Origin of the sequence: Pantoea sp. EABMAA-21, from assembly GCF_030053335.1 — a bacterium.
Classification (GTDB): Bacteria; Pseudomonadota; Gammaproteobacteria; order Enterobacterales; family Enterobacteriaceae; genus Pantoea; species Pantoea communis.
In genome coordinates this window covers 148,217-165,809 of sequence record NZ_JASGBX010000009.1, presented here as the reverse complement: position 1 = coordinate 165,809, position 17,593 = coordinate 148,217, and the positions used below count along the sequence as shown (strand labels likewise).

Below are 17,593 nucleotides of genomic sequence, written 5' to 3'. Positions count from 1 at the left end.
ATTTTTACCCGAGTCGCAAATTTTTGCCGGAGAGTCCTCAAGCGTGACGAGGAGGCGCCTGAAGAGGTGGAAACTGAAAGTCTGATGACCGTCATTCCCCGTGAAAGCCATAACATCTCACGCAAAGATATCAGCGAAAACGCCCTTAAAGTGCTGTATCGCCTGAATAAAGCCGGTTTCGAAGCTTACCTGGTAGGCGGCGGCGTGCGCGATTTGCTGCTGGGTAAGAAGCCAAAAGACTTTGATATCACCACCAACGCCACGCCTGAGCAGATGCGCAAATTGTTCCGCAACTGCCGTCTCGTCGGTCGTCGTTTCCGTCTGGCACATGTGATGTTCGGTCCTGAAGTGATCGAAGTCGCGACTTTCCGTGGCCATCACCAGGAAGAAGCTGAAGACGATCGCAACAACTCCCAGCGCGGCCAGAATGGCATGCTGCTGCGTGATAACATTTTTGGCAGCATCGAAGATGATGCCCAGCGCCGCGATCTCACCATCAACAGCCTGTATTACAGCGTTGCGGATTTCTCCGTACGTGATTACGTCGGCGGTTTGCAGGATCTGGAAGACGGCGTGATCCGTTTGATTGGCGATCCGGAAACCCGTTATCGCGAAGATCCGGTACGTATGCTGCGCGTGGTGCGTTTTGCCGCCAAGCTGGAGATGCGCATTGCCGCGGAAACTGCCGAGCCGATTCCGCGCCTGGCCACGCTGCTGAATGACATTCCGCCTGCGCGTCTGTTTGAAGAATCCCTTAAATTGCTGCAAGCCGGTTACGGATTCCGTACCTATCAGATGATGCGTGAGTACCATCTGTTCCAGCCGCTGTTCCCTACCCTGACGCGTGGCTTCACCGCCGAAAGCGACAGTCTGATGGAGAAAATGCTGGCTCAGGTGCTGAAGAACACCGACAACCGCATTCAGAACGATATGCGCGTCAATCCGGCCTTCCTGTTTGCCGCGATGTTCTGGTATCCGCAGCTGGAATCGGCCCAACGCATTGCGCAGGAAAGCGGACTGACCTATTACGACGCCTTTGCGCTGTCGATGAACGAAACGCTGGATGAAGCCTGCCGTGCGCTGGCGATTCCTAAGCGTATCACCACCCTGATTCGCGATATCTGGCAGCTGCAGTTGCGCATGTCACGTCGTCATGGCAAACGCGCATGGAAGCTGATGGAGCATCCTAAATTCCGTGCCGCTTATGATCTGCTGGCGCTGCGAGCCGATGTGGAACACAACCGCGAACTGCAAAGCCTGACCCATTGGTGGGGCGAGTTCCAGGCTGCGGCGCCGGTCGAGCAGAAAACCATGATGAACACGCTGGGCGATGATCCGGTGGCACCGCGTCGCAAACCACGTCGTCCGCGCCGTCGTCCAACCGGCCCGCGCCGCGATACCAATAGCGCATCATGATTCGTGTTTACCTCGCCTTAGGCAGTAATCTGGCCGACCCGCTGCATCAGGTTGATGCAGCGCTGGCCGCGATTGATGCGATACCGCACACCTCGCGCGTCGTCACCTCTTCGCTGTATCGCACGCCACCGTACGGCCCGCCAGACCAGCCCGATTACCTGAATGCGGTGGTCGCGCTGGACACCACGCTGGAAGCTGAAGCGCTGCTCGATCATACGCAACGTATCGAGCTGGAACACGGACGAGTGCGCAAAGCGGAGCGCTGGGGTCCGCGCACCCTCGATATCGACATCATGCTGTTTGGCCAGCAGATGATTCACACCCCACGTCTCACCGTGCCACACTACGACATGCACAACCGTGCGTTTATGCTGGTACCGCTGCTGGAAATCGCGCCTGGCCTGCGCTTGCCCAACGGTCAGCCACTGACCGGCATCCTCGCCACGCTGGATCGCAGCACCATCCGCTTGTGGTCTGAGTAGGCGGCAATAATCGCACTACGGTCGTATCGCCTTTTCAATCAATCCAGTACACTGCGCGCATCAGAAAACTCTGGAGTGTGCGATGAAACCGACAACCATCTCCCATTTACGCCAGCTCAAAGCCAGTGGCCGCAAATTTGCCACCCTGACGGCCTACGACTTTAGCTTTGCCCGCCTGTTTGCCGATGAAGGCATTCAGGTGATGCTGATTGGCGACTCCCTTGGCATGACCGTGCAAGGCCATGAATCCACATTACCTGTCACCGTGGCGGATATCGCTTATCACACCGCGTCCGTGCGCCGAGGCGCGCCGAATGCGTTGGTGATGGCCGACCTGCCGTTCATGAGTTACGCCACACCGCAGCAAACCTTCGATAACGCCGCTCAACTGATGCGTGCCGGTGCCAACATGGTGAAGCTGGAAGGCGGTGAATGGCTGGCAGACACCGTGCGTATGCTTACCGAGCGCGCCGTGCCGGTCTGTGGTCATCTAGGCCTGACGCCACAGTCTGTGAACATCTTTGGTGGCTACAAGGTGCAGGGCCGTGATGAAGCGGGCGCGGAGCGTTTGCTGGCCGATGCACTGGCGCTGGAAGCCGCCGGAGCACAGTTGATGGTGCTGGAGTGCGTGCCGGTGTCGCTGGCAGAGCGCATCACTAAAGCGTTAAACATTCCGGTGATTGGCATTGGTGCGGGTAACGTCACCGATGGACAGATTCTGGTGATGCACGATGCCTTTGGCATTACCGGCGGTCATATTCCTAAATTTGCCAAAAATTTCCTCGCGGAAACCGGCGACATTCGCGCGGCAATTCGCCAGTATATTGCCGACGTTGAGGCGGGCATCTACCCTGCCGCCGAACACAGTTTCCAGTAAATCAGGAGAGTTGCAGTGCTGATTATTGAATCGCTGCCGATGCTGCGACGAGAAATTCGTCGCTGGCGGCAGGAAGGCAAACGTATCGCGCTGGTACCCACCATGGGCAACCTGCATGACGGCCACCTGACGTTGGTAGATGAAGCGCGCGAGCGGGCCGATATCGTGGTGGTCTCGATCTTCGTCAACCCGATGCAGTTTGAACGCGCCGATGACCTGGCGCGTTATCCCCGCACCTTGCAGGACGATTGCGAGAAGCTCAATCGTCACAGTGTCGATTTGGTGTTTTCCCCTGCGCCAGCGGATGTGTATCCCAAAGGGCTGGATAGCCAGACCTTCGTTGAAGTTCCGGGGTTATCGTCTCTGCTGGAAGGTGCCAGTCGTCCCGGTCACTTCCGCGGTGTGTCCACTATTGTGAGCAAACTGTTTAATCTGGTGCAGCCCGATATTGCCTGTTTTGGTGAGAAAGATTTCCAGCAGTTAGCCATTATTCGCAAGATGGTGGCCGACATGGGCTTCGATATCGAGATTGTCGGCGTGCCAACCGTACGCGCGCAAGATGGTTTGGCGTTGAGCTCACGTAACGGTTATCTCACCAGCGAAGAGCGCGCGATTGCTGCGGGTCTGAGCCAGGTGATGAACAGCATGGCCGAGCGTCTGAACAACGGCGAACGCCATGTTGAAGAGATTATCGAAACGGCCGAGGCCGCATTGCGTGAGAAAGGCTTCCGCCCTGATGGCCTGGCCATTTGCGATGCCGACAATTTGCAGCCGCTGACGGTGGATAGCCAGCGCGCCGTGATTCTGATGGCCGCCTGGTTGGGGAATGCGCGCCTGATCGATAATCAGCAAGTGGATCTGACGGAGTAACCTCCGTCGTTTAATCGCAGCTTAATAAGGTTATCCCGTTATGATTCGTACCGTACTTCAGGGCAAACTGCACCGCGTGAAAGTTACGCAGGCAGATTTGCACTACGAAGGTTCCTGCGCCATCGACCAGGATTTTCTTGATGCATCCGGCATTCTGCAATACGAAGCCATCGACATTTATAACGTCACCAACGGTCAGCGTTTCTCCACCTACGCGATTGCCGCTGAGCGTGGCTCGAAGATCATCTCCGTCAATGGTGCCGCCGCCCGTTGTGCCTGTGAAGGTGACATCATGATCATCTGCTCTTATGTGCAGGTGGAAGATGAAGTCGCCCGTAGCTGGCAGCCCAAAGTCGCTTATTTCGAAGGCGACAACGAGATGAAACGCATCGCTAAAGCGTTGCCGGTTCAGGTGGCTTGATACAACGAGGGCGGCCATTCGGCCGCCCCCGTAAAACTTAAGTCCGCAATCCGCGACCGCGCTGAATCAACGCATACACCAGTACGTAAAACACCACAATAAAGGCAATCAGCACTGACAGGGTAAACACCAGCGGCACATCATTGATGCCGAGGAAACCGTAGCGGAATCCACTGATCATATATACCACCGGGTTCAGTTTCGACACCGCCTGCCAGAACGGCGGCAGCAGCGTCAGCGAATAGAACACCCCCCCCAAATAGGTTAACGGTGTCAGCACGAAGGTGGGGATCAAGCTGATATCGTCAAAGGTACGCGCAAACACCGCATTCAGCAGGCCAGCCAGCGAGAACAGAATCGCAGTCAGCAGCAGCGTCAGGGCCACCATTGACCACGAGTGCACGTGGAACGGCACAAAGAACAGCGAAATCGCCGTCACCAGAATACCGACGCACACGCCACGCGCCACGCCGCCGCCAACATAACCAGCGATGATAATGTGCGTGGGCACCGGCGCCACCAGCAGCTCTTCAATATTGCGCTGGAATTTGGCGCTGAAGAATGAAGAGGCCACGTTGGCGTAAGCGTTGGTAATCACCGCCATCATGATCAGACCCGGCACGATGAACTGCATATAGCTGAAGCCATGCATATCGCCGATGCGTGAACCAATCAGATTACCGAAGATGATGAAATAGAGCGTCATGGTGATCACCGGTGGCACCAGCGTCTGAATCCAGATGCGGGCAAAACGGTTGATCTCCTTGGCCCAGATACTCTTGAGCGCCACCCAGTATAAATGTGTCATGCTTTCACTCCTTTACCCTGGGTCAGGCTGACGAACAGCTCTTCAAGGCGGTTCGCTTTGTTACGCATACTCAGCACCTGCACGCCCTGCGCACTCAGCTGGCTGAACACGCTGTTGAGCCCCTGCTCACGCATCACTTCCACTTCCAGCGTAGAGGTATCCACCAGGCGATACTGGAAGCCTTCCAGCTGCGGCAGCGGACTACGCGGCGCCAGATCGAGGATGAAGGTTTCCGATTGCAGCTTTGACAGCAGGCCTTTCATCGAGGTGTTTTCCACCAGCTCACCGCTCTGAATAATGCCGATATTGCGGCACAGCATTTCTGCTTCTTCCAGGTAGTGCGTGGTGAGAATAATGGTGGTGCCTTTGATGTTGAGATCTTTCAGGAAGGTCCACATTGAACGACGCAGTTCGATATCGACACCTGCGGTCGGTTCATCCAGAATCAGCAGTTTTGGCTCGTGCATCAGCGCACGTGCGATCATCAAACGGCGTTTCATCCCGCCCGACAGCATGCGTGCACGCTCGTTGCGTTTGCCCCACAGATCGAGTTGGTTAAGGTATTTTTCCGCGCGCTTGTTAGCTTCAGAACGCTCCACGCCGTAGTAACCCGCCTGATTCACCACAATCTGCATCACGGTTTCAAACGGGTTAAAGTTGAACTCCTGCGGAACCAGACCCAGCTGGCGTTTCGCATTGACCACGTCTTTTTCCAGGTCATAGCCAAACACCCGCACGCTGCCGCCGGATTTATTCACCAGCGAACTGATGATGCCGATAGTGGTCGATTTACCCGCGCCGTTTGGCCCGAGCAGTGCGTAAAAATCGCCTGCCTCAACGTTGAGATCAAGCTTCTTCAGCGCCTGAACGCCGCCGGGATAGGTTTTGGTGAGCCCGGAAAGTTCCAGTGCATAAGTCATTGCGAATCCATACCCTGTTGTAGTGACATCAAAGCCCTATGAAATGATAGTGCGCTCACGCCGAGCATGCGGGGTTATTCAGAGATAACGAGTGAAAAATCAAAGATGAAGCGCTGAGCGATAACCCGCGACACTTTACCACTCTGCATGCGGTAGGGGAACGCAAGCGCAGCCCGTCAGTCATTGACTCGCGGGCTGCGCATCTTATCGCAGGCTGGCGGGATTAGCCTTGGTAGATTGTGCGGTTATTCACCGGTCGGGATAACTTTGCCAATATACGGCAGATGACGATAGCGCTGCGCGTAGTCGATACCAAAGCCGACCACGAACTCGTCAGGAATGGTGAAACCAACGTATTCCACGGTCACTTCCACTTCGCGACGCTCTGGTTTATCCAGCAGGGTGCAGATGGCCAGTGACTTTGGCTCGCGCAGGCGCAGGATCTCGCGCACTTTGCTCAGCGTGTTGCCAGAATCGATGATGTCTTCCACGATCAGCACGTCTTTGCCGCGAATGTCCTCATCCAGATCTTTCAGGATTTTCACGTCGCGGGTCGATGACATGCCGCTGCCGTAGCTGGAGGCGGTCATAAAGTCGACTTCATGCGGGACATCGATGGCACGGCAGAGATCGGCCATAAACATAAAGGAGCCACGCAGCAGACCCACCAACACCATTTCGCTGCCGCTGCTACGGTAGTGTTCGCTAATCTGCTTGCCCAGTTCGGCAATACGGGTTGCAATCTCCTGCTCAGAGATCATCACGTCGACGGTGTGTTTCATTGCATTCGCCTGGTTAAGGTTTTCAGAAAGCCACGAAGTCTATCATAGTCGAACCAACCTCTAACGCCGCGCACAGAACGCAAACGATACCGTGGCAAAATTTATTGCGCTGGCCTTAACTACAGAAAACCCACCCGCACTCTCACCGGTATTCTCTGGAGATCCTATGGCCGCTTCATCCAGTAAAAAAACACAGATTGGCACCCACGATCTGCATCCGGAAACGCAGATGCTTAATTACGGTTACGATCCGCGGCTATCGGAGGGCGCAGTCAAACCTCCTGTATTCCTGACTTCGACCTTTGTGTTCAACAGCGCCGAAGAGGGACGGGACTTTTTTGATTTCGTTGCCGGACGTAAGCAGCCGCCGGAGGGCAAGAGCGGTGGGCTGGTATACTCACGCTTCAACCATCCCAATAGCGAGATTGTGGAAGATCGGTTGGCCATCTATGAACAGGCAGAAAGTGCCGCGCTGTTCTCCTCCGGAATGTCGGCCATTGCCACCACGCTGCTGGCGTTTGCGCGGCCAGGTGAAGTGATTTTGCATTCGCAGCCGCTGTACGGCGGCACTGAAACGTTGCTAAGCAAAACGCTGCACGATTTAGAGATTAAAGCCGTCGGCTTCAGCGATGGCACCGATGAAGACAAAGTGTATGAAGCAGCCAAACTGGCGTGGCAGCGCGGTCGTGTGGCGCTGATTCTGATTGAGACGCCGGCCAACCCGACCAACAGCCTGGTGGATATTCAGCTGATGAAGCAGGTAGCAGATGTCATCACCCAGCAGCAAGGTTCGCGCCCGATTCTCGCCTGCGATAACACCTTGCTCGGCCCGCTGTTTCAACGTCCTTTACAGCACGGTGCAGACTTGTCGCTCTACTCGCTCACCAAATATGTCGGCGGCCATTCGGATCTGATTGCCGGTGCGGTGCTGGGCAGCAAAGCGCTGGTGAGCAAGGTGCGATCGCTGCGCAGCGCCATCGGCACACAACTTGATCCGCACTCCAGCTGGATGATTGGACGATCGCTGGAAACGCTGTCGTTGAGGATGGAGAAAGCCGCCAGCAATGCAGAAAAAGTCGCCGCGTTTTTGCGTGATAACCCGCAGGTAGAAAAATTGCACTGGCTGCCCTATCTCGATGCGGACACCTCTGCGGGTGAAACCTTCCAGCGACAATGCAGCGGCGCAGGTTCCACCTTCTCGTTCGATATCAAAGGCGGCCAGCCGGCAGCATTTCGTTTTCTCAATGCCCTTGCGTTGTTCAAACTGGCGGTGAGCCTGGGCGGCACCGAATCACTCGCCAGTCATCCGGGCAGCACCACCCATTCCGGCGTACCGCAGGAGGTACGCCAGCGTATTGGCATTACCGATGCCACGGTACGTTTGTCGATTGGTATCGAGCATGCTGATGATTTGATTGAGGATATCCGGCTGGCACTGGAAGCGGCTCAGGCATAATCACTTGCCTGGCACGCTCAGAGAGGAGTTAGCGGCGTTGACCAGGCATCGAGCAGCAGGATAAGGCTGTCCGATGTCCACGCTCGTGTGCTGCCGTAAACCAGGCCACTTGTGCCCTGCCCCTGTAACAGGAAATCAGGCCATTGGCGCCCTGATACTGCTGCTGAGCAGTAAAATGCCACGCTTATGCCCTGGTGTTGCTAAACAACCCGCAGCGAAGACGTTTTGGCTTCGCTGCGGTGAGGCAGTCACTTAGCCGACAGTGAAGCCTAGCATCATGCCGGTATCTTCATGCTCCAGCAGATGGCAATGCGCCATGTAGGCGTTATCGGCATTGGCAACGTAGTTAAACCGCACCAGCACCTCACTGCGCCAGCCGTTCACGCTGACCATGTCTTTCCAGCCCGCGCGATGCGGCGCTGGCGGCTTGCCGTTTTCTGACAGGATGCGGAACTGAGTGCCATGAATGTGGAACGGATGCAGCATGGCATCGCCCTCACCGGAAATGGTCCATTTTTCCAGCTTGCCGAGTTCAGCATTGAACATCGGCTTGGTCATGTTAAACGCCTGACCGTTGATTTTATTGCCGTTGTGGAAATCGTAAGCCGCTGTTTTTGCGTGATCCATCGGCATACTGCCATGGTCCATCTTCATGGCACCGCCGCTCATGTCCATGTTGCCATGATCCATCTGCATGGTCCCACCCTTCGAGTCCATGTTGCCATGATCCATTTTCATCCCGGCCATGGCTTGATGACCGTAACGATCCATCAGCGCCTGCATGCCTTGTTGATCCAGTTGCGGATCCATCATCAGTTGTAGCCAGCGGCTTTGCACGCCTTCCACTGATGGTAGCGGCGGCAGATCCACCAGCTTATCCGGCATAGAACCACTTGCCATCACGCGCAGTGGCAGAATTTGCACCAGCGGCAAGGGTTGATCAAAGGGTGCCAGCGTCATGCCCATCTGCGTCACCGGCAGCGTCACCATGTCGAAGGTTTTGCCGTCTGAAGTATCAATCATCACTTCGAAACGCTCGCCAGGCAGCAGCGGCAGGCTATCCACTTTTACCGGCTCGGCCAGCAAACCGCCATCGCTGGCAATCACGTACATTGGGCGCTTATCACTGGTGGCGATATCCAGCGAACGGGCATTGCAGCCGTTCAACAGACGCAAGCGCAGCCAGCCGCGTGGCACCGCTTGCTGCGGATACTGCACGCCGTTGGTTAACATCATGTCACCAAACCAGCCCACCGCCGCGCGCATGATGTCGAGTTGGTAATCGATTTTTGCGCCGTCTTTGGTCAGCTGTTTATCCTGGAAAATCAGCGGCACGTCATCTTCGCCCCACTGCATCGGCAGACGCAATTTGCCGGAATCTTCGTCCTCTAACAACACCAGTCCCGCCAGCCCCTGCGCCACCTGATAGCCGGTTTTGCCATGCTGATGCGGATGGAACCAACAGGTGGCAGCCGGTTGATCGGGCGTAAAGGTCACCTGACGTGAGGCACCGGGCGCAATCAGTGCTTGCGGTCCACCATCAACATCGCCAGGAATTTCCAGACCGTGCCAGTGCAATGTCGTTGCTTCCGCCAGCCGATTATGAATATTCACCGTAACGGCTTTCTCGCGCGGCAACCGCAGCGCCGGGCCGAGCAGACTGCCGTTATAGCCCCACGTCGGGACGGATTTGCCGTTCCATTGGCTGGTGCCACTCATCGCGGTAAGCGTGTACGCTCCGCGTGCATCGGGCTGCAAAATAGAGGGGATCGGTAGCAGCGGGCGCGTCGCCGCCATTAACGAACGGCTCCACAAAGGCAGCGCACCTGCCGCGCTGAGTGCGGCGGTCAACTTTAGAAAATGACGACGTTGCATATTCTTATCCTTGTCGTGAATAAGGGCACAGCGTAAACCTTTACCCTGCGGGAGGGTCAAGCTCCTTAACAGAATGCGCCGATAAAAACCGTGGGAATGCCCCATTTGGGCAAATTTAGCGGAATCCCTGCAATAACTGTGCTAACGTCAATAAATTGTCCCTTGTTGAGAATGATTATGACGAAAAGCATCAAGATCCTGCTGCTGGCGGGACTCCTTGGCTTCTCCTCCACCAGTTTTGCCCTGAGCGAATCCGAAGCTGAAGATCTGGCCGATCTGACCGCGGTGTTTGTTTACCTGAAGAACGATTGTGGCTATCAGGATCTGCCCGATGCGCAAATTCGCAAAGCGCTGGTGTTTTTTGCCCAGCAGAACCGCTGGGATCTGGGCAATTACAGCAACTACAACATGAAGTCGCTCGGCGAAGAGAGTTACAAAGATTTGAGCGGTATCGCCATTACCAATGACAAGAAGTGTAAGTCGCTGGCGCGTGACTCGCTGAGTCTGCTCGCTTACGTCAAATAGCCCGCCATCCCGCTCTGCTGCTGAAGATTTGACCGTGCAACCACGGTCATATTTCGCTATGCTTTTTCCCCTAATTTCATGGCGATGACATTCGAGGAGAGCCCCATCATGGCCCAGAATGAAATGTGGTATGAGACGCTTCATGCCGGATTTGGACAGTATTTCACGGTAGATAAACTGCTTTATCGCGACAAAACGGCGCATCAGGATCTGGTGATCTTTGAAAATGCCGCTTTTGGTCGTGTCATGGCGCTGGACGGTGTGGTGCAAACCACCGAGCGCGATGAGTTCATCTACCACGAAATGATGACCCACGTGCCAATCCTGGCGCACGGCAAGGCGAAACGCGTGCTGATCATTGGCGGTGGCGATGGCGCCATGCTGCGCGAGGTCTTACGTCACCAAACCATTGAACAGATCACCATGGTTGAGATCGATGCCGGCGTGGTGAGTTTTTGCAAGACGTATCTGCCCAATCACAGCGCCGGTGCCTACGACGATCCACGGCTGAATCTGGTGATTGATGATGGTGTGAATTTCGTCACCCAGACGCAAGAGAAGTTCGACGTCATTATTTCCGATTGCACCGATCCCATCGGTCCCGGTGAAAGTCTGTTTACCTCTGAATTCTATGCCGGCTGCAAACAGGCGCTGAATCCAGGTGGAATCTTTGTGGCACAGAACGGCGTCTGTTTCCTGCAGCAGGACGAAGCGATCAACAGCCATCGTAAACTTGGCCATTACTTCTCCGACGTCAGCTTTTATCAGGCGGCAATCCCCACCTATTACGGCGGCATCATGACATTTGCCTGGGCAAGCGACAACGAGACGCTACGCCAGTGGGATGCAGTCACCCTGCAATCACGCTTTGACGACGCGGGCCTACGCTGCCGCTACTACAATCCCGCGATTCATGTCGGTAGCTTTGCCTTACCGCAATATCTGCTGAATGCCTTGTCGTGTGAGGAGTGACGAAATTGCAAAAGCTGAAACTACACGGCTTCAATAATCTGACGAAGAGCCTGAGTTTTTGTATTTACGATATTTGCTACGCCAACAGCGAAGCGGAGCGTGATGGCTACATCGCCTATATTGATGAGCAGTATAATGCGAATCGCCTCACCGAAATCCTGACTGAGACCTGCTCAATCATTGGTGCCAACGTGCTGAACATCGCGCGACAAGATTATGAACCGCAGGGTGCCAGCGTCACCATTCTGGTCAGCGAAGAGCCGATCAATCCGCAGGATATCGATAAATCTGAGCATCCGGGTCCGCTGCCCAATTCGGTGGTGGCGCATCTGGATAAGAGCCATATTTGCGTGCACACCTATCCAGAAAGCCATCCTGAGGGGGGATTGTGCACCTTCCGCGCTGATATCGAAGTCTCCACCTGTGGGGTGATTTCGCCGCTTAAGGCGCTGAATTACCTGATTCACCAACTGGAATCGGACATCGTTACCATTGATTATCGCGTGCGTGGTTTTACCCGTGATGTGAATGGCTTAAAGCACTTTATCGATCACGAGATCAATTCGATTCAGAACTTTATGTCCGAGGATATGAAGTCGATGTACGACATGGTGGATGTGAACGTCTATCAGGAAAATATCTTTCACACCAAGATGTTACTGAAGGAATTTGACCTGAAATACTACCTGTTCAATACCAGGCCTGAAGAACTCAACCCGCAGGAGCACAAGCGCATCACCAATCTGCTGTGGAAAGAGATGCGTGAAATCTACTACGGCCGCAATATTCCGGCGACGGGATTGAAGCTATCGTAGTGGGCTGCGATTAACGGGTGCGCATCAATGGGCACCTACGCAAGCAAATGTCGGTGCAGGGCTAGCATTGGGTTAACCCTGTTGCTGAAGGGTCGCCTTTGATGGCGACCTTGTTACATCAGGCTGTCAGCTGCAAACCAATGCCACGCTCACGCAACGCGCGACAAACTGCGTCGTCGAGACGCGCATCCGTCACCACATCGGTCAAACTATCAATCGGTGCGGCGCAGTATAGCGACCAGGAACCGTACTTACTGCTGTCAGCCAGCAGAATGCGGCGGCGTGCATTCGCCAGCAGATCCATCTTCAGACCGGCTTTATCTTCCGTCGGCGTCGTAATCCCGCGTTCGATACTCCACGAGTTACAGCTAACGAACGCGATATCCGGATTGATGCTGCGCAGCAGGCGTCGGCCATGCTCCCCAATACAAGACTGACTGGAGTCATCAATACGGCCACCAATAATGGTGGTTTCAATCTGCTTGAATTCAGACAGGAACAGCGCGATATGCAGGTCGGCGGTGATCACTCGCAGTTGCAGATGCGTGAGCTGGCGCGCCAGTTCCAGCATGGTGGTACCGGCATCCAGCACCACGGAGTCGCCCGACTGCACATAGCTGGCGGCAAACTGCGCGATGGCCTGCTTCTCGGCCAGATTACGCTGCATTTTTTCCAGCGTGGTCGGCTGCGCAGGAATAAAACGATTGAGCGTCACTCCGCCATGGCTGCGGCTAATGACGCCTTCCTTGTCGAGCTTGATCAGATCGCGGCGGATCGTCGCCGGTGAAGCCGAGATCGCACTCACCAGCTGTTCTACAGTGACCAGATTATGACTTTTCAGGTAGTCCATAATCTGGTCGAGACGGCTTTGTCCCTTCATATTTCCCTATGCTAGCTGCATCGCGAGTTTAATGGAGATCGCCATGCTCGCAGAGTTCGCTTTACCTGTCCAGGCGATATCAAACGCCGTGCCGTGGTCCGCGGAAGTACGGATAAACGGCAGGCCAGCGGTGATATTGACGCCATCATAAAAACCTAACAATTTCAGAGGGATGTGCCCCTGGTCGTGATACATCGCCACCACCATATCGTACTGACCTTGCTGACACTGCAGGAACACGGTATCCGGCGGGCACGGGCCATAAACATCAATGCCCTGCTCTTTCATCACTTTGATTGCCGGTGCTACGGTGGTGATCTCTTCGTCACCAAACAGGCCATTTTCGCCCGCATGCGGATTCACCCCAGCTACGGCAATGCGCGGCTTGTCGAAACCGACGCGGCGCAGGAAGGTATCCGCCATGCCGATCACCGTCTGGATACGGTCCCCATTCAGGGTGTCGAGGAACTTACGCAGCGCGATATGCGTCGTGACGTGGATCACCTTCAGATGATCGGTGTACAGCACCATGGCGTAGTTTTTGGTGTTAGTCAGTTGCGCCAGCAGTTCGGTGTGTCCCGGATAAATGTGCCCTGCTGAGTGCAGTGCTTCTTTATTGAGTGGAGCTGTCGCGATTGCGTGCACTTCCCCGGCCAGTGCCAGTTCGGTGGCGCGTTTCACACAACGCCAGGCCAAATCGCCCGCTTCCTTCTGCACTACGCCCGGTTTCAAGGCTTCAGGATTCGCCAGCGGTTCATCGATCACGTTGATGATGCCCGGTGTGAAATGCGCGTCTTTGACGTTATCCAGTACGCGTAATTCAGCCTGCGGCGTAATGTTCAATCCCATCACCCGACGCAGCGTGCTGGCACAGCCGACCACCACTGCCGGGATCCCCGCCAGGTCGCCTTCCGCTAACGCTTTAATGATGATCTCCGGGCTAATGCCCGCCGGATCGCCCATGGTCACCGCAATAATTTTATTCACTCGACTTCTCCTCAATGAAACGGATGGCTTCTATCAGGGTGTTTTCGTCACCAAAGCCACCCGCTTTGGTCATCACCGGCAGGTGTAATTCGCTATTTAGCAGAACCCCGTGCGGCACACAGCCCGCCACCAGGCCCTGAATCTGAAAACCACTGGCGCCGAGCGCTTGTGCGACGGCAATTGCCACGTCGCCGCCCGAAAGATACAACCCGGCAGGCAAGGCCTGGCGGCAAACGTTGTGGGTCAATTGGGCGAGGAAGTGGCAGATGCGTTCTCCCAGCTCCTGGCGTGACACCTGATATTGCTGACACAGCTGTTCAATCTCATGGCGTTGCTCTGCATGCTGTGTGGTGCGCACTACGCAGTGTGCGCCGTCGCGTAAAGCCTGTTGCATCGCCTGCTGCCACTCGACAGCCTGCGGCCACGCGGGCTGAGCAAACAACTGACGAATATCAATATCGATAATGCGAATGTCACGTTGGGTCGCGAGGCGGGCGATTTGCTGCTGCGCGATGGCGCTCATCGAACCCACCACGGCCAGCACCGGCCTGGCCGGACGCGTCGCCAGATATTCGCCCAATGCATCACCTAATCCGGAAGCGCCTGCGAGTAAGGGTCGTGCGGGTAAACTCGCCGCCGCCGCCACAATCAGCGCAATATCAGCATCCTGCTCGGCATCCAGCACCACTAAGCCCTGCCTACTGGCAAGCACCTGTGCCAGCTTGCCACTGCGCACCGTCGCCAGGTCCAGAGTTTCACCGGTCAGATCGCTTTGCATGTGCAGGCGGGTTAACACATGGCTACTGGTCACCGGGGTTTTCGGGTCGCTGGCAAATTCGGTGTCCGTCAGACGCTGCTGGTTGATCCAGACTTCACCTTCACGCGTGGTACGGCCCAATTTCGGCACAGCGGGCACCACCAGCGCTAAGGTTTTTCCGCTGGCGTGCAATGCGGCCTCAATCTCTGCGCCCGGATTGCCGCGCAGCGTGGAATCAATCTTTTTAAACAGCCAGCCATCCTGGGCAATCGCCTGATGCTGCTGTAATGCTAGCGTTGTACGATGCGCTGCTTCTGCTGCACTGACTGCACGGCTGTCGGTGCTGATGACCAGCACATCGGCGCTGCTGGCATCGTGGGCTGTACTGCTATCAAACAGCACATGCACCTTTGCGCCTGCTCGCGCCAGTCCGCTACCGGCGTCGTTGGCACCGGTAAAATCATCCGCGATCACTAAGACGGGTGTTTTCCATGGCTGTGAAGTCATTCTCTTTCCTCTGACGGCAGTTCGCCGTGTTGAGATTGATTATATTCAATCATGATTGATTATATGTGAGCAAGATCAAATTATTTGAAATCAATTTGTCCTATAAATTTAGGCACTGTAGTGACAGAACCCGCACTGAATGAGCAAAGTTAATCATTTAGTACGAAAAAACCGCGATAAGGGTATGAAATGAATATCAACAGCACCGTGATCAGTGGCTTCCAGGCGCTTAATGACCTCAGCTATTTACTGCAGAGTAAAGACAAAGCGCTTCTGGTCACCGACAAGAATATCGAAGGCATTCCAGCGGTTCAGTCGCTGATCGCGCAGCTGAAACAGCAGATCAGCAGTTTGAGCATCGTCAACAGCGTGCCGCCGGAGCCAAGCCAGCACGATGTCGCCGCCATTGTTGCCGCACTACCTTCTACCGACGTCGATCTGGTGATCGGCGTGGGCGGCGGCAGCGTGCTGGATGTCGCCAAACTGCTGTCGATTCTGTGCGTTGATGGCGCGCCAACATTGGATGCCCTGCTGGCCGGAGAGAAACCGCTGACCCGCACCACGTCACTGTTGATCCCGACCACCGCCGGTACCGGCTCCGAAGCCACGCCAAACGCAATCCTGGCGATCCCAGAGAAAGAGACCAAAGTTGGCATCATCACTCCGGTGATGCTGCCCGATTATGTCGCACTGGTGCCTGAACTGACCACAAGCATGCCGCCGCATATCGCCTCTTCGACCGGTATTGATGCACTCTGTCATCTGATCGAGTGCTTTACCGCCACCGTGTCCAATCCGGTGAGTGATAACTATGCGCTGATCGGCATGAAAAAGCTGTTTGCCAGCCTTGAGACCACGATTGCCGAACCGGGCAATCTGGAAGCGCGCCTGAATATGTTGTGGGCTTCTTATTACGGTGGCGCATCGATTGCCCACGCCGGTACCCATCTGGTGCATGCGATGTCCTATCCGCTGGGCGGCAAATATCATCTGCCGCACGGCGTGGCGAACGCCATTCTGCTGGCACCGTGCATGCGCTTTGTACGCCCCGCCGCCGTGAGCAAATTCGCGCAGGCCTACGATCTGCTGCCGGACGCAGATGCCTCACTGGATGAAGAAGCCAAATCGCATGCGCTGGTGGAGTACTTTGCCGCGCTGGTGAAACGTCTCAAACTGCCTGCCAGTCTGGAAGAACTGGGTATCGGCCCGGATCACCTGCCGTATCTGGTTGAAGCCGCGCTCGACGTGCAGCGACTGATGAAGAATGTACCGATGAAAGTGAGCGCCGATGACGTACGAAACGTCTACCTGACACTCTTTCCGGCTTTGAATCACTAAGGATTAATGAGGGCATCATGAGTAAGAAAATTCAGGGCGTATTAACCGCCATCGTCACCACCTTTGACAGTGAAGGTGCGTTTAATCCCGCGGCTCAGCGCCTGCAGGTACAACGTCAGCTCAGCGCGGGTAACGGCATCTTCTGCGGCGGTACCAACGGTGAGTTCTTTGTGCTCAACGAGCAGGAGAAGTTAGCGGTTACCGAAACCTGCGTCGATGAAGTGAACGGCGCTGCCCCGGTTGTGGCGCACATCGGTGAGATCTCTACCCGTGAAACCATCCGCCTCGGCAAACAAGTCGCCAAACTGGGCGTGGATGCGGTTTCGGTGATCACTCCGTATTTCGTGCCGCTGAAGCAGGAAGAGTTGATTGCCCACTACCGCGCGGTGGCAGATGCGATTGAAGTCCCGCTGTATCTGTACAACATCCCTGCACGCACCGGCAACACCTTACAGCCGGAAACCGTGCGTGCGCTGGCTTCACATCCCAACATTATCGGCATCAAAGACAGTGCGGGCAGCTATGAGAGCCTGAGCGGTTTCCTGAAGGCCGCTGAAGGCGTGGAAAACTTCAACGTGCTGACCGGCCCAGACTCGCTGATCCACCGTGGCTTTGTTGAAGGTTGTACTGCCTGTATTTCGGGTCTCGCCAACGTGGCGCCGAAAGAGATCAACGCTATCTGGGCACATTTCCATGCGGGCGATATTGAAGGCTCACGCCAGGCACAAGAGAACATCACGGGCCTGCGCACCGATCTCTACAGCGTCGGTTTCCCACCGGCCACCGTGAAGAAAGCTGTTTCACTGCTGGGTTCAGATGTGGGTAACAGCCGTTATGCGGTGAGCTTCTCTGCCGAAGAAGAGCAGAAGATCCGCCAGATCGTGAATCAGTATTTGCAGTAAATA

At 55.5% G+C, this 17,593-nt stretch carries 18 protein-coding genes; 11 read left to right on the top strand and 7 right to left on the bottom strand.

The genetic code is table 11. The features are described from left to right. The 5 genes from pcnB (at window position 1) to panD (ending at window position 4,066) form a co-directional block, all read left to right on the top strand. Complete coding sequence (gene pcnB, locus QMZ65_RS14900; RefSeq protein ID WP_217992809.1) at window positions 1-1,416, top strand: polynucleotide adenylyltransferase PcnB; 1,416 nt, start codon at window positions 1-3, stop codon at window positions 1,414-1,416. Beyond that, complete coding sequence (gene folK, locus QMZ65_RS14895) at window positions 1,413-1,898, top strand: 2-amino-4-hydroxy-6-hydroxymethyldihydropteridine diphosphokinase (protein ID WP_160833518.1); 486 nt, start codon at window positions 1,413-1,415, stop codon at window positions 1,896-1,898. The genes pcnB and folK overlap by 4 nt, the downstream gene beginning before the upstream one ends. Before the next feature lie 82 nt (window positions 1,899-1,980). Next, window positions 1,981-2,775 (top strand): 3-methyl-2-oxobutanoate hydroxymethyltransferase, encoded by a 795-nt coding sequence (panB, locus tag QMZ65_RS14890; RefSeq protein ID WP_160833519.1) that lies wholly within the window; start codon window positions 1,981-1,983, stop codon window positions 2,773-2,775. A gap of 15 nt (window positions 2,776-2,790) precedes the next feature. After that, window positions 2,791-3,645 carry a pantoate--beta-alanine ligase gene (panC, locus tag QMZ65_RS14885; protein ID WP_097118371.1) on the top strand — a complete coding sequence of 285 codons (855 nt, stop codon included), beginning with the start codon at window positions 2,791-2,793 and terminating at the stop codon, window positions 3,643-3,645. Between the two features lie 40 nt (window positions 3,646-3,685). After that, entirely contained in the window at window positions 3,686-4,066 is a 381-nt protein-coding gene (panD, locus tag QMZ65_RS14880) for an aspartate 1-decarboxylase (protein ID WP_034829560.1), read from the top strand. Window positions 4,067-4,103: 37 nt separating this feature from the next. On the opposite strand, the gene QMZ65_RS14875 is transcribed toward panD, so the two are convergent. From QMZ65_RS14875 to hpt, 3 genes are all read right to left on the bottom strand, one after another. Continuing rightward, window positions 4,104-4,874 carry an ABC transporter permease gene (locus tag QMZ65_RS14875; RefSeq protein ID WP_034829563.1) on the bottom strand — a complete coding sequence of 257 codons (771 nt, stop codon included), beginning with the start codon at window positions 4,872-4,874 and terminating at the stop codon, window positions 4,104-4,106. After that, entirely contained in the window at window positions 4,871-5,794 is a 924-nt protein-coding gene (locus QMZ65_RS14870; protein ID WP_097118370.1) for an ABC transporter ATP-binding protein, read from the bottom strand. Before QMZ65_RS14870 ends, QMZ65_RS14875 begins: the two co-directional genes overlap by 4 nt. Before the next feature lie 245 nt (window positions 5,795-6,039). Further along, window positions 6,040-6,576 (bottom strand): hypoxanthine phosphoribosyltransferase, encoded by a 537-nt coding sequence (gene hpt / locus QMZ65_RS14865; RefSeq protein ID WP_039331277.1) that lies wholly within the window; start codon window positions 6,574-6,576, stop codon window positions 6,040-6,042. 166 nt (window positions 6,577-6,742) lie between these two features. Between hpt and QMZ65_RS14860 the strand changes: the two genes are divergently transcribed. Further along, the gene (locus QMZ65_RS14860; protein ID WP_283216241.1) at window positions 6,743-8,032 is read left to right on the top strand and encodes a cystathionine gamma-synthase family protein; all 1,290 of its coding nucleotides are present in this window, start codon (window positions 6,743-6,745) and stop codon (window positions 8,030-8,032) included. Between the two features lie 252 nt (window positions 8,033-8,284). Here QMZ65_RS14860 and cueO read toward each other — a convergent pair whose 3' ends face one another. Continuing rightward, window positions 8,285-9,907 carry a multicopper oxidase CueO gene (cueO, locus tag QMZ65_RS14855; protein ID WP_097118368.1) on the bottom strand — a complete coding sequence of 541 codons (1,623 nt, stop codon included), beginning with the start codon at window positions 9,905-9,907 and terminating at the stop codon, window positions 8,285-8,287. A 177-nt stretch (window positions 9,908-10,084) separates the two neighbouring features. On the opposite strand from cueO, the gene QMZ65_RS14850 reads away from it, so the two are divergent. The 3 genes from QMZ65_RS14850 (at window position 10,085) to speD (ending at window position 12,219) form a co-directional block, all read left to right on the top strand. Continuing rightward, entirely contained in the window at window positions 10,085-10,432 is a 348-nt protein-coding gene (locus tag QMZ65_RS14850; RefSeq protein WP_097118367.1) for a YacC family pilotin-like protein, read from the top strand. Window positions 10,433-10,540: 108 nt separating this feature from the next. Beyond that, entirely contained in the window at window positions 10,541-11,404 is an 864-nt protein-coding gene (speE, locus tag QMZ65_RS14845) for a polyamine aminopropyltransferase (protein WP_211729126.1), read from the top strand. Between the two features lie 5 nt (window positions 11,405-11,409). Beyond that, the gene (speD, locus tag QMZ65_RS14840; protein ID WP_097118365.1) at window positions 11,410-12,219 is read left to right on the top strand and encodes an adenosylmethionine decarboxylase; all 810 of its coding nucleotides are present in this window, start codon (window positions 11,410-11,412) and stop codon (window positions 12,217-12,219) included. Between the two features lie 118 nt (window positions 12,220-12,337). Here speD and QMZ65_RS14835 read toward each other — a convergent pair whose 3' ends face one another. Genes QMZ65_RS14835 through dtnK form a run of 3 tightly spaced genes read right to left on the bottom strand, consistent with a single transcriptional unit; the run spans window position 12,338 to window position 15,350 of the window. Next, window positions 12,338-13,099 (bottom strand): DeoR/GlpR family DNA-binding transcription regulator, encoded by a 762-nt coding sequence (locus QMZ65_RS14835; protein WP_034829581.1) that lies wholly within the window; start codon window positions 13,097-13,099, stop codon window positions 12,338-12,340. Window positions 13,100-13,105: 6 nt separating this feature from the next. Beyond that, complete coding sequence (locus tag QMZ65_RS14830) at window positions 13,106-14,086, bottom strand: D-threonate 4-phosphate dehydrogenase (protein ID WP_283216240.1); 981 nt, start codon at window positions 14,084-14,086, stop codon at window positions 13,106-13,108. Beyond that, window positions 14,079-15,350, bottom strand: a complete 1,272-nt coding sequence (gene dtnK / locus QMZ65_RS14825) for a D-threonate kinase (RefSeq protein ID WP_283216239.1) — start codon at window positions 15,348-15,350, stop codon at window positions 14,079-14,081. The genes QMZ65_RS14830 and dtnK overlap by 8 nt, the downstream gene beginning before the upstream one ends. A 189-nt stretch (window positions 15,351-15,539) precedes the next feature. Between dtnK and QMZ65_RS14820 the strand changes: the two genes are divergently transcribed. Together QMZ65_RS14820 and QMZ65_RS14815 are read left to right on the top strand one after the other, a co-directional pair. After that, window positions 15,540-16,688, top strand: a complete 1,149-nt coding sequence (locus tag QMZ65_RS14820; protein ID WP_034829587.1) for an iron-containing alcohol dehydrogenase — start codon at window positions 15,540-15,542, stop codon at window positions 16,686-16,688. A 17-nt stretch (window positions 16,689-16,705) separates the two neighbouring features. Continuing rightward, window positions 16,706-17,590 (top strand): dihydrodipicolinate synthase family protein, encoded by an 885-nt coding sequence (locus QMZ65_RS14815; RefSeq protein WP_283216238.1) that lies wholly within the window; start codon window positions 16,706-16,708, stop codon window positions 17,588-17,590. Window positions 17,591-17,593: the final 3 nt, after the last annotated feature.

Excerpts from the sequence above, each read along its gene's own strand:
- panD (WP_034829560.1), top strand. The coding sequence starts at position 3,686 with ATGATTCGTACCGTACTTCAGGGCAAACTGCACCGCGTGAAAGTTACG.
- QMZ65_RS14815 (WP_283216238.1), top strand. The coding sequence starts at position 16,706 with ATGAGTAAGAAAATTCAGGGCGTATTAACCGCCATCGTCACCACCTTT.
- QMZ65_RS14850 (WP_097118367.1), top strand. The coding sequence starts at position 10,085 with ATGACGAAAAGCATCAAGATCCTGCTGCTGGCGGGACTCCTTGGCTTC.
- QMZ65_RS14820 (WP_034829587.1), top strand. The coding sequence starts at position 15,540 with ATGAATATCAACAGCACCGTGATCAGTGGCTTCCAGGCGCTTAATGAC.
- hpt (WP_039331277.1), bottom strand. The coding sequence starts at position 6,576 with ATGAAACACACCGTCGACGTGATGATCTCTGAGCAGGAGATTGCAACC.
- dtnK (WP_283216239.1), bottom strand. The coding sequence starts at position 15,350 with ATGACTTCACAGCCATGGAAAACACCCGTCTTAGTGATCGCGGATGAT.
- QMZ65_RS14870 (WP_097118370.1), bottom strand. The coding sequence starts at position 5,794 with ATGACTTATGCACTGGAACTTTCCGGGCTCACCAAAACCTATCCCGGC.
- QMZ65_RS14875 (WP_034829563.1), bottom strand. The coding sequence starts at position 4,874 with ATGACACATTTATACTGGGTGGCGCTCAAGAGTATCTGGGCCAAGGAG.
- QMZ65_RS14860 (WP_283216241.1), top strand. The coding sequence starts at position 6,743 with ATGGCCGCTTCATCCAGTAAAAAAACACAGATTGGCACCCACGATCTG.
- panB (WP_160833519.1), top strand. The coding sequence starts at position 1,981 with ATGAAACCGACAACCATCTCCCATTTACGCCAGCTCAAAGCCAGTGGC.
- cueO (WP_097118368.1), bottom strand. The coding sequence starts at position 9,907 with ATGCAACGTCGTCATTTTCTAAAGTTGACCGCCGCACTCAGCGCGGCA.
- QMZ65_RS14835 (WP_034829581.1), bottom strand. The coding sequence starts at position 13,099 with ATGAAGGGACAAAGCCGTCTCGACCAGATTATGGACTACCTGAAAAGT.
- speE (WP_211729126.1), top strand. The coding sequence starts at position 10,541 with ATGGCCCAGAATGAAATGTGGTATGAGACGCTTCATGCCGGATTTGGA.
- folK (WP_160833518.1), top strand. The coding sequence starts at position 1,413 with ATGATTCGTGTTTACCTCGCCTTAGGCAGTAATCTGGCCGACCCGCTG.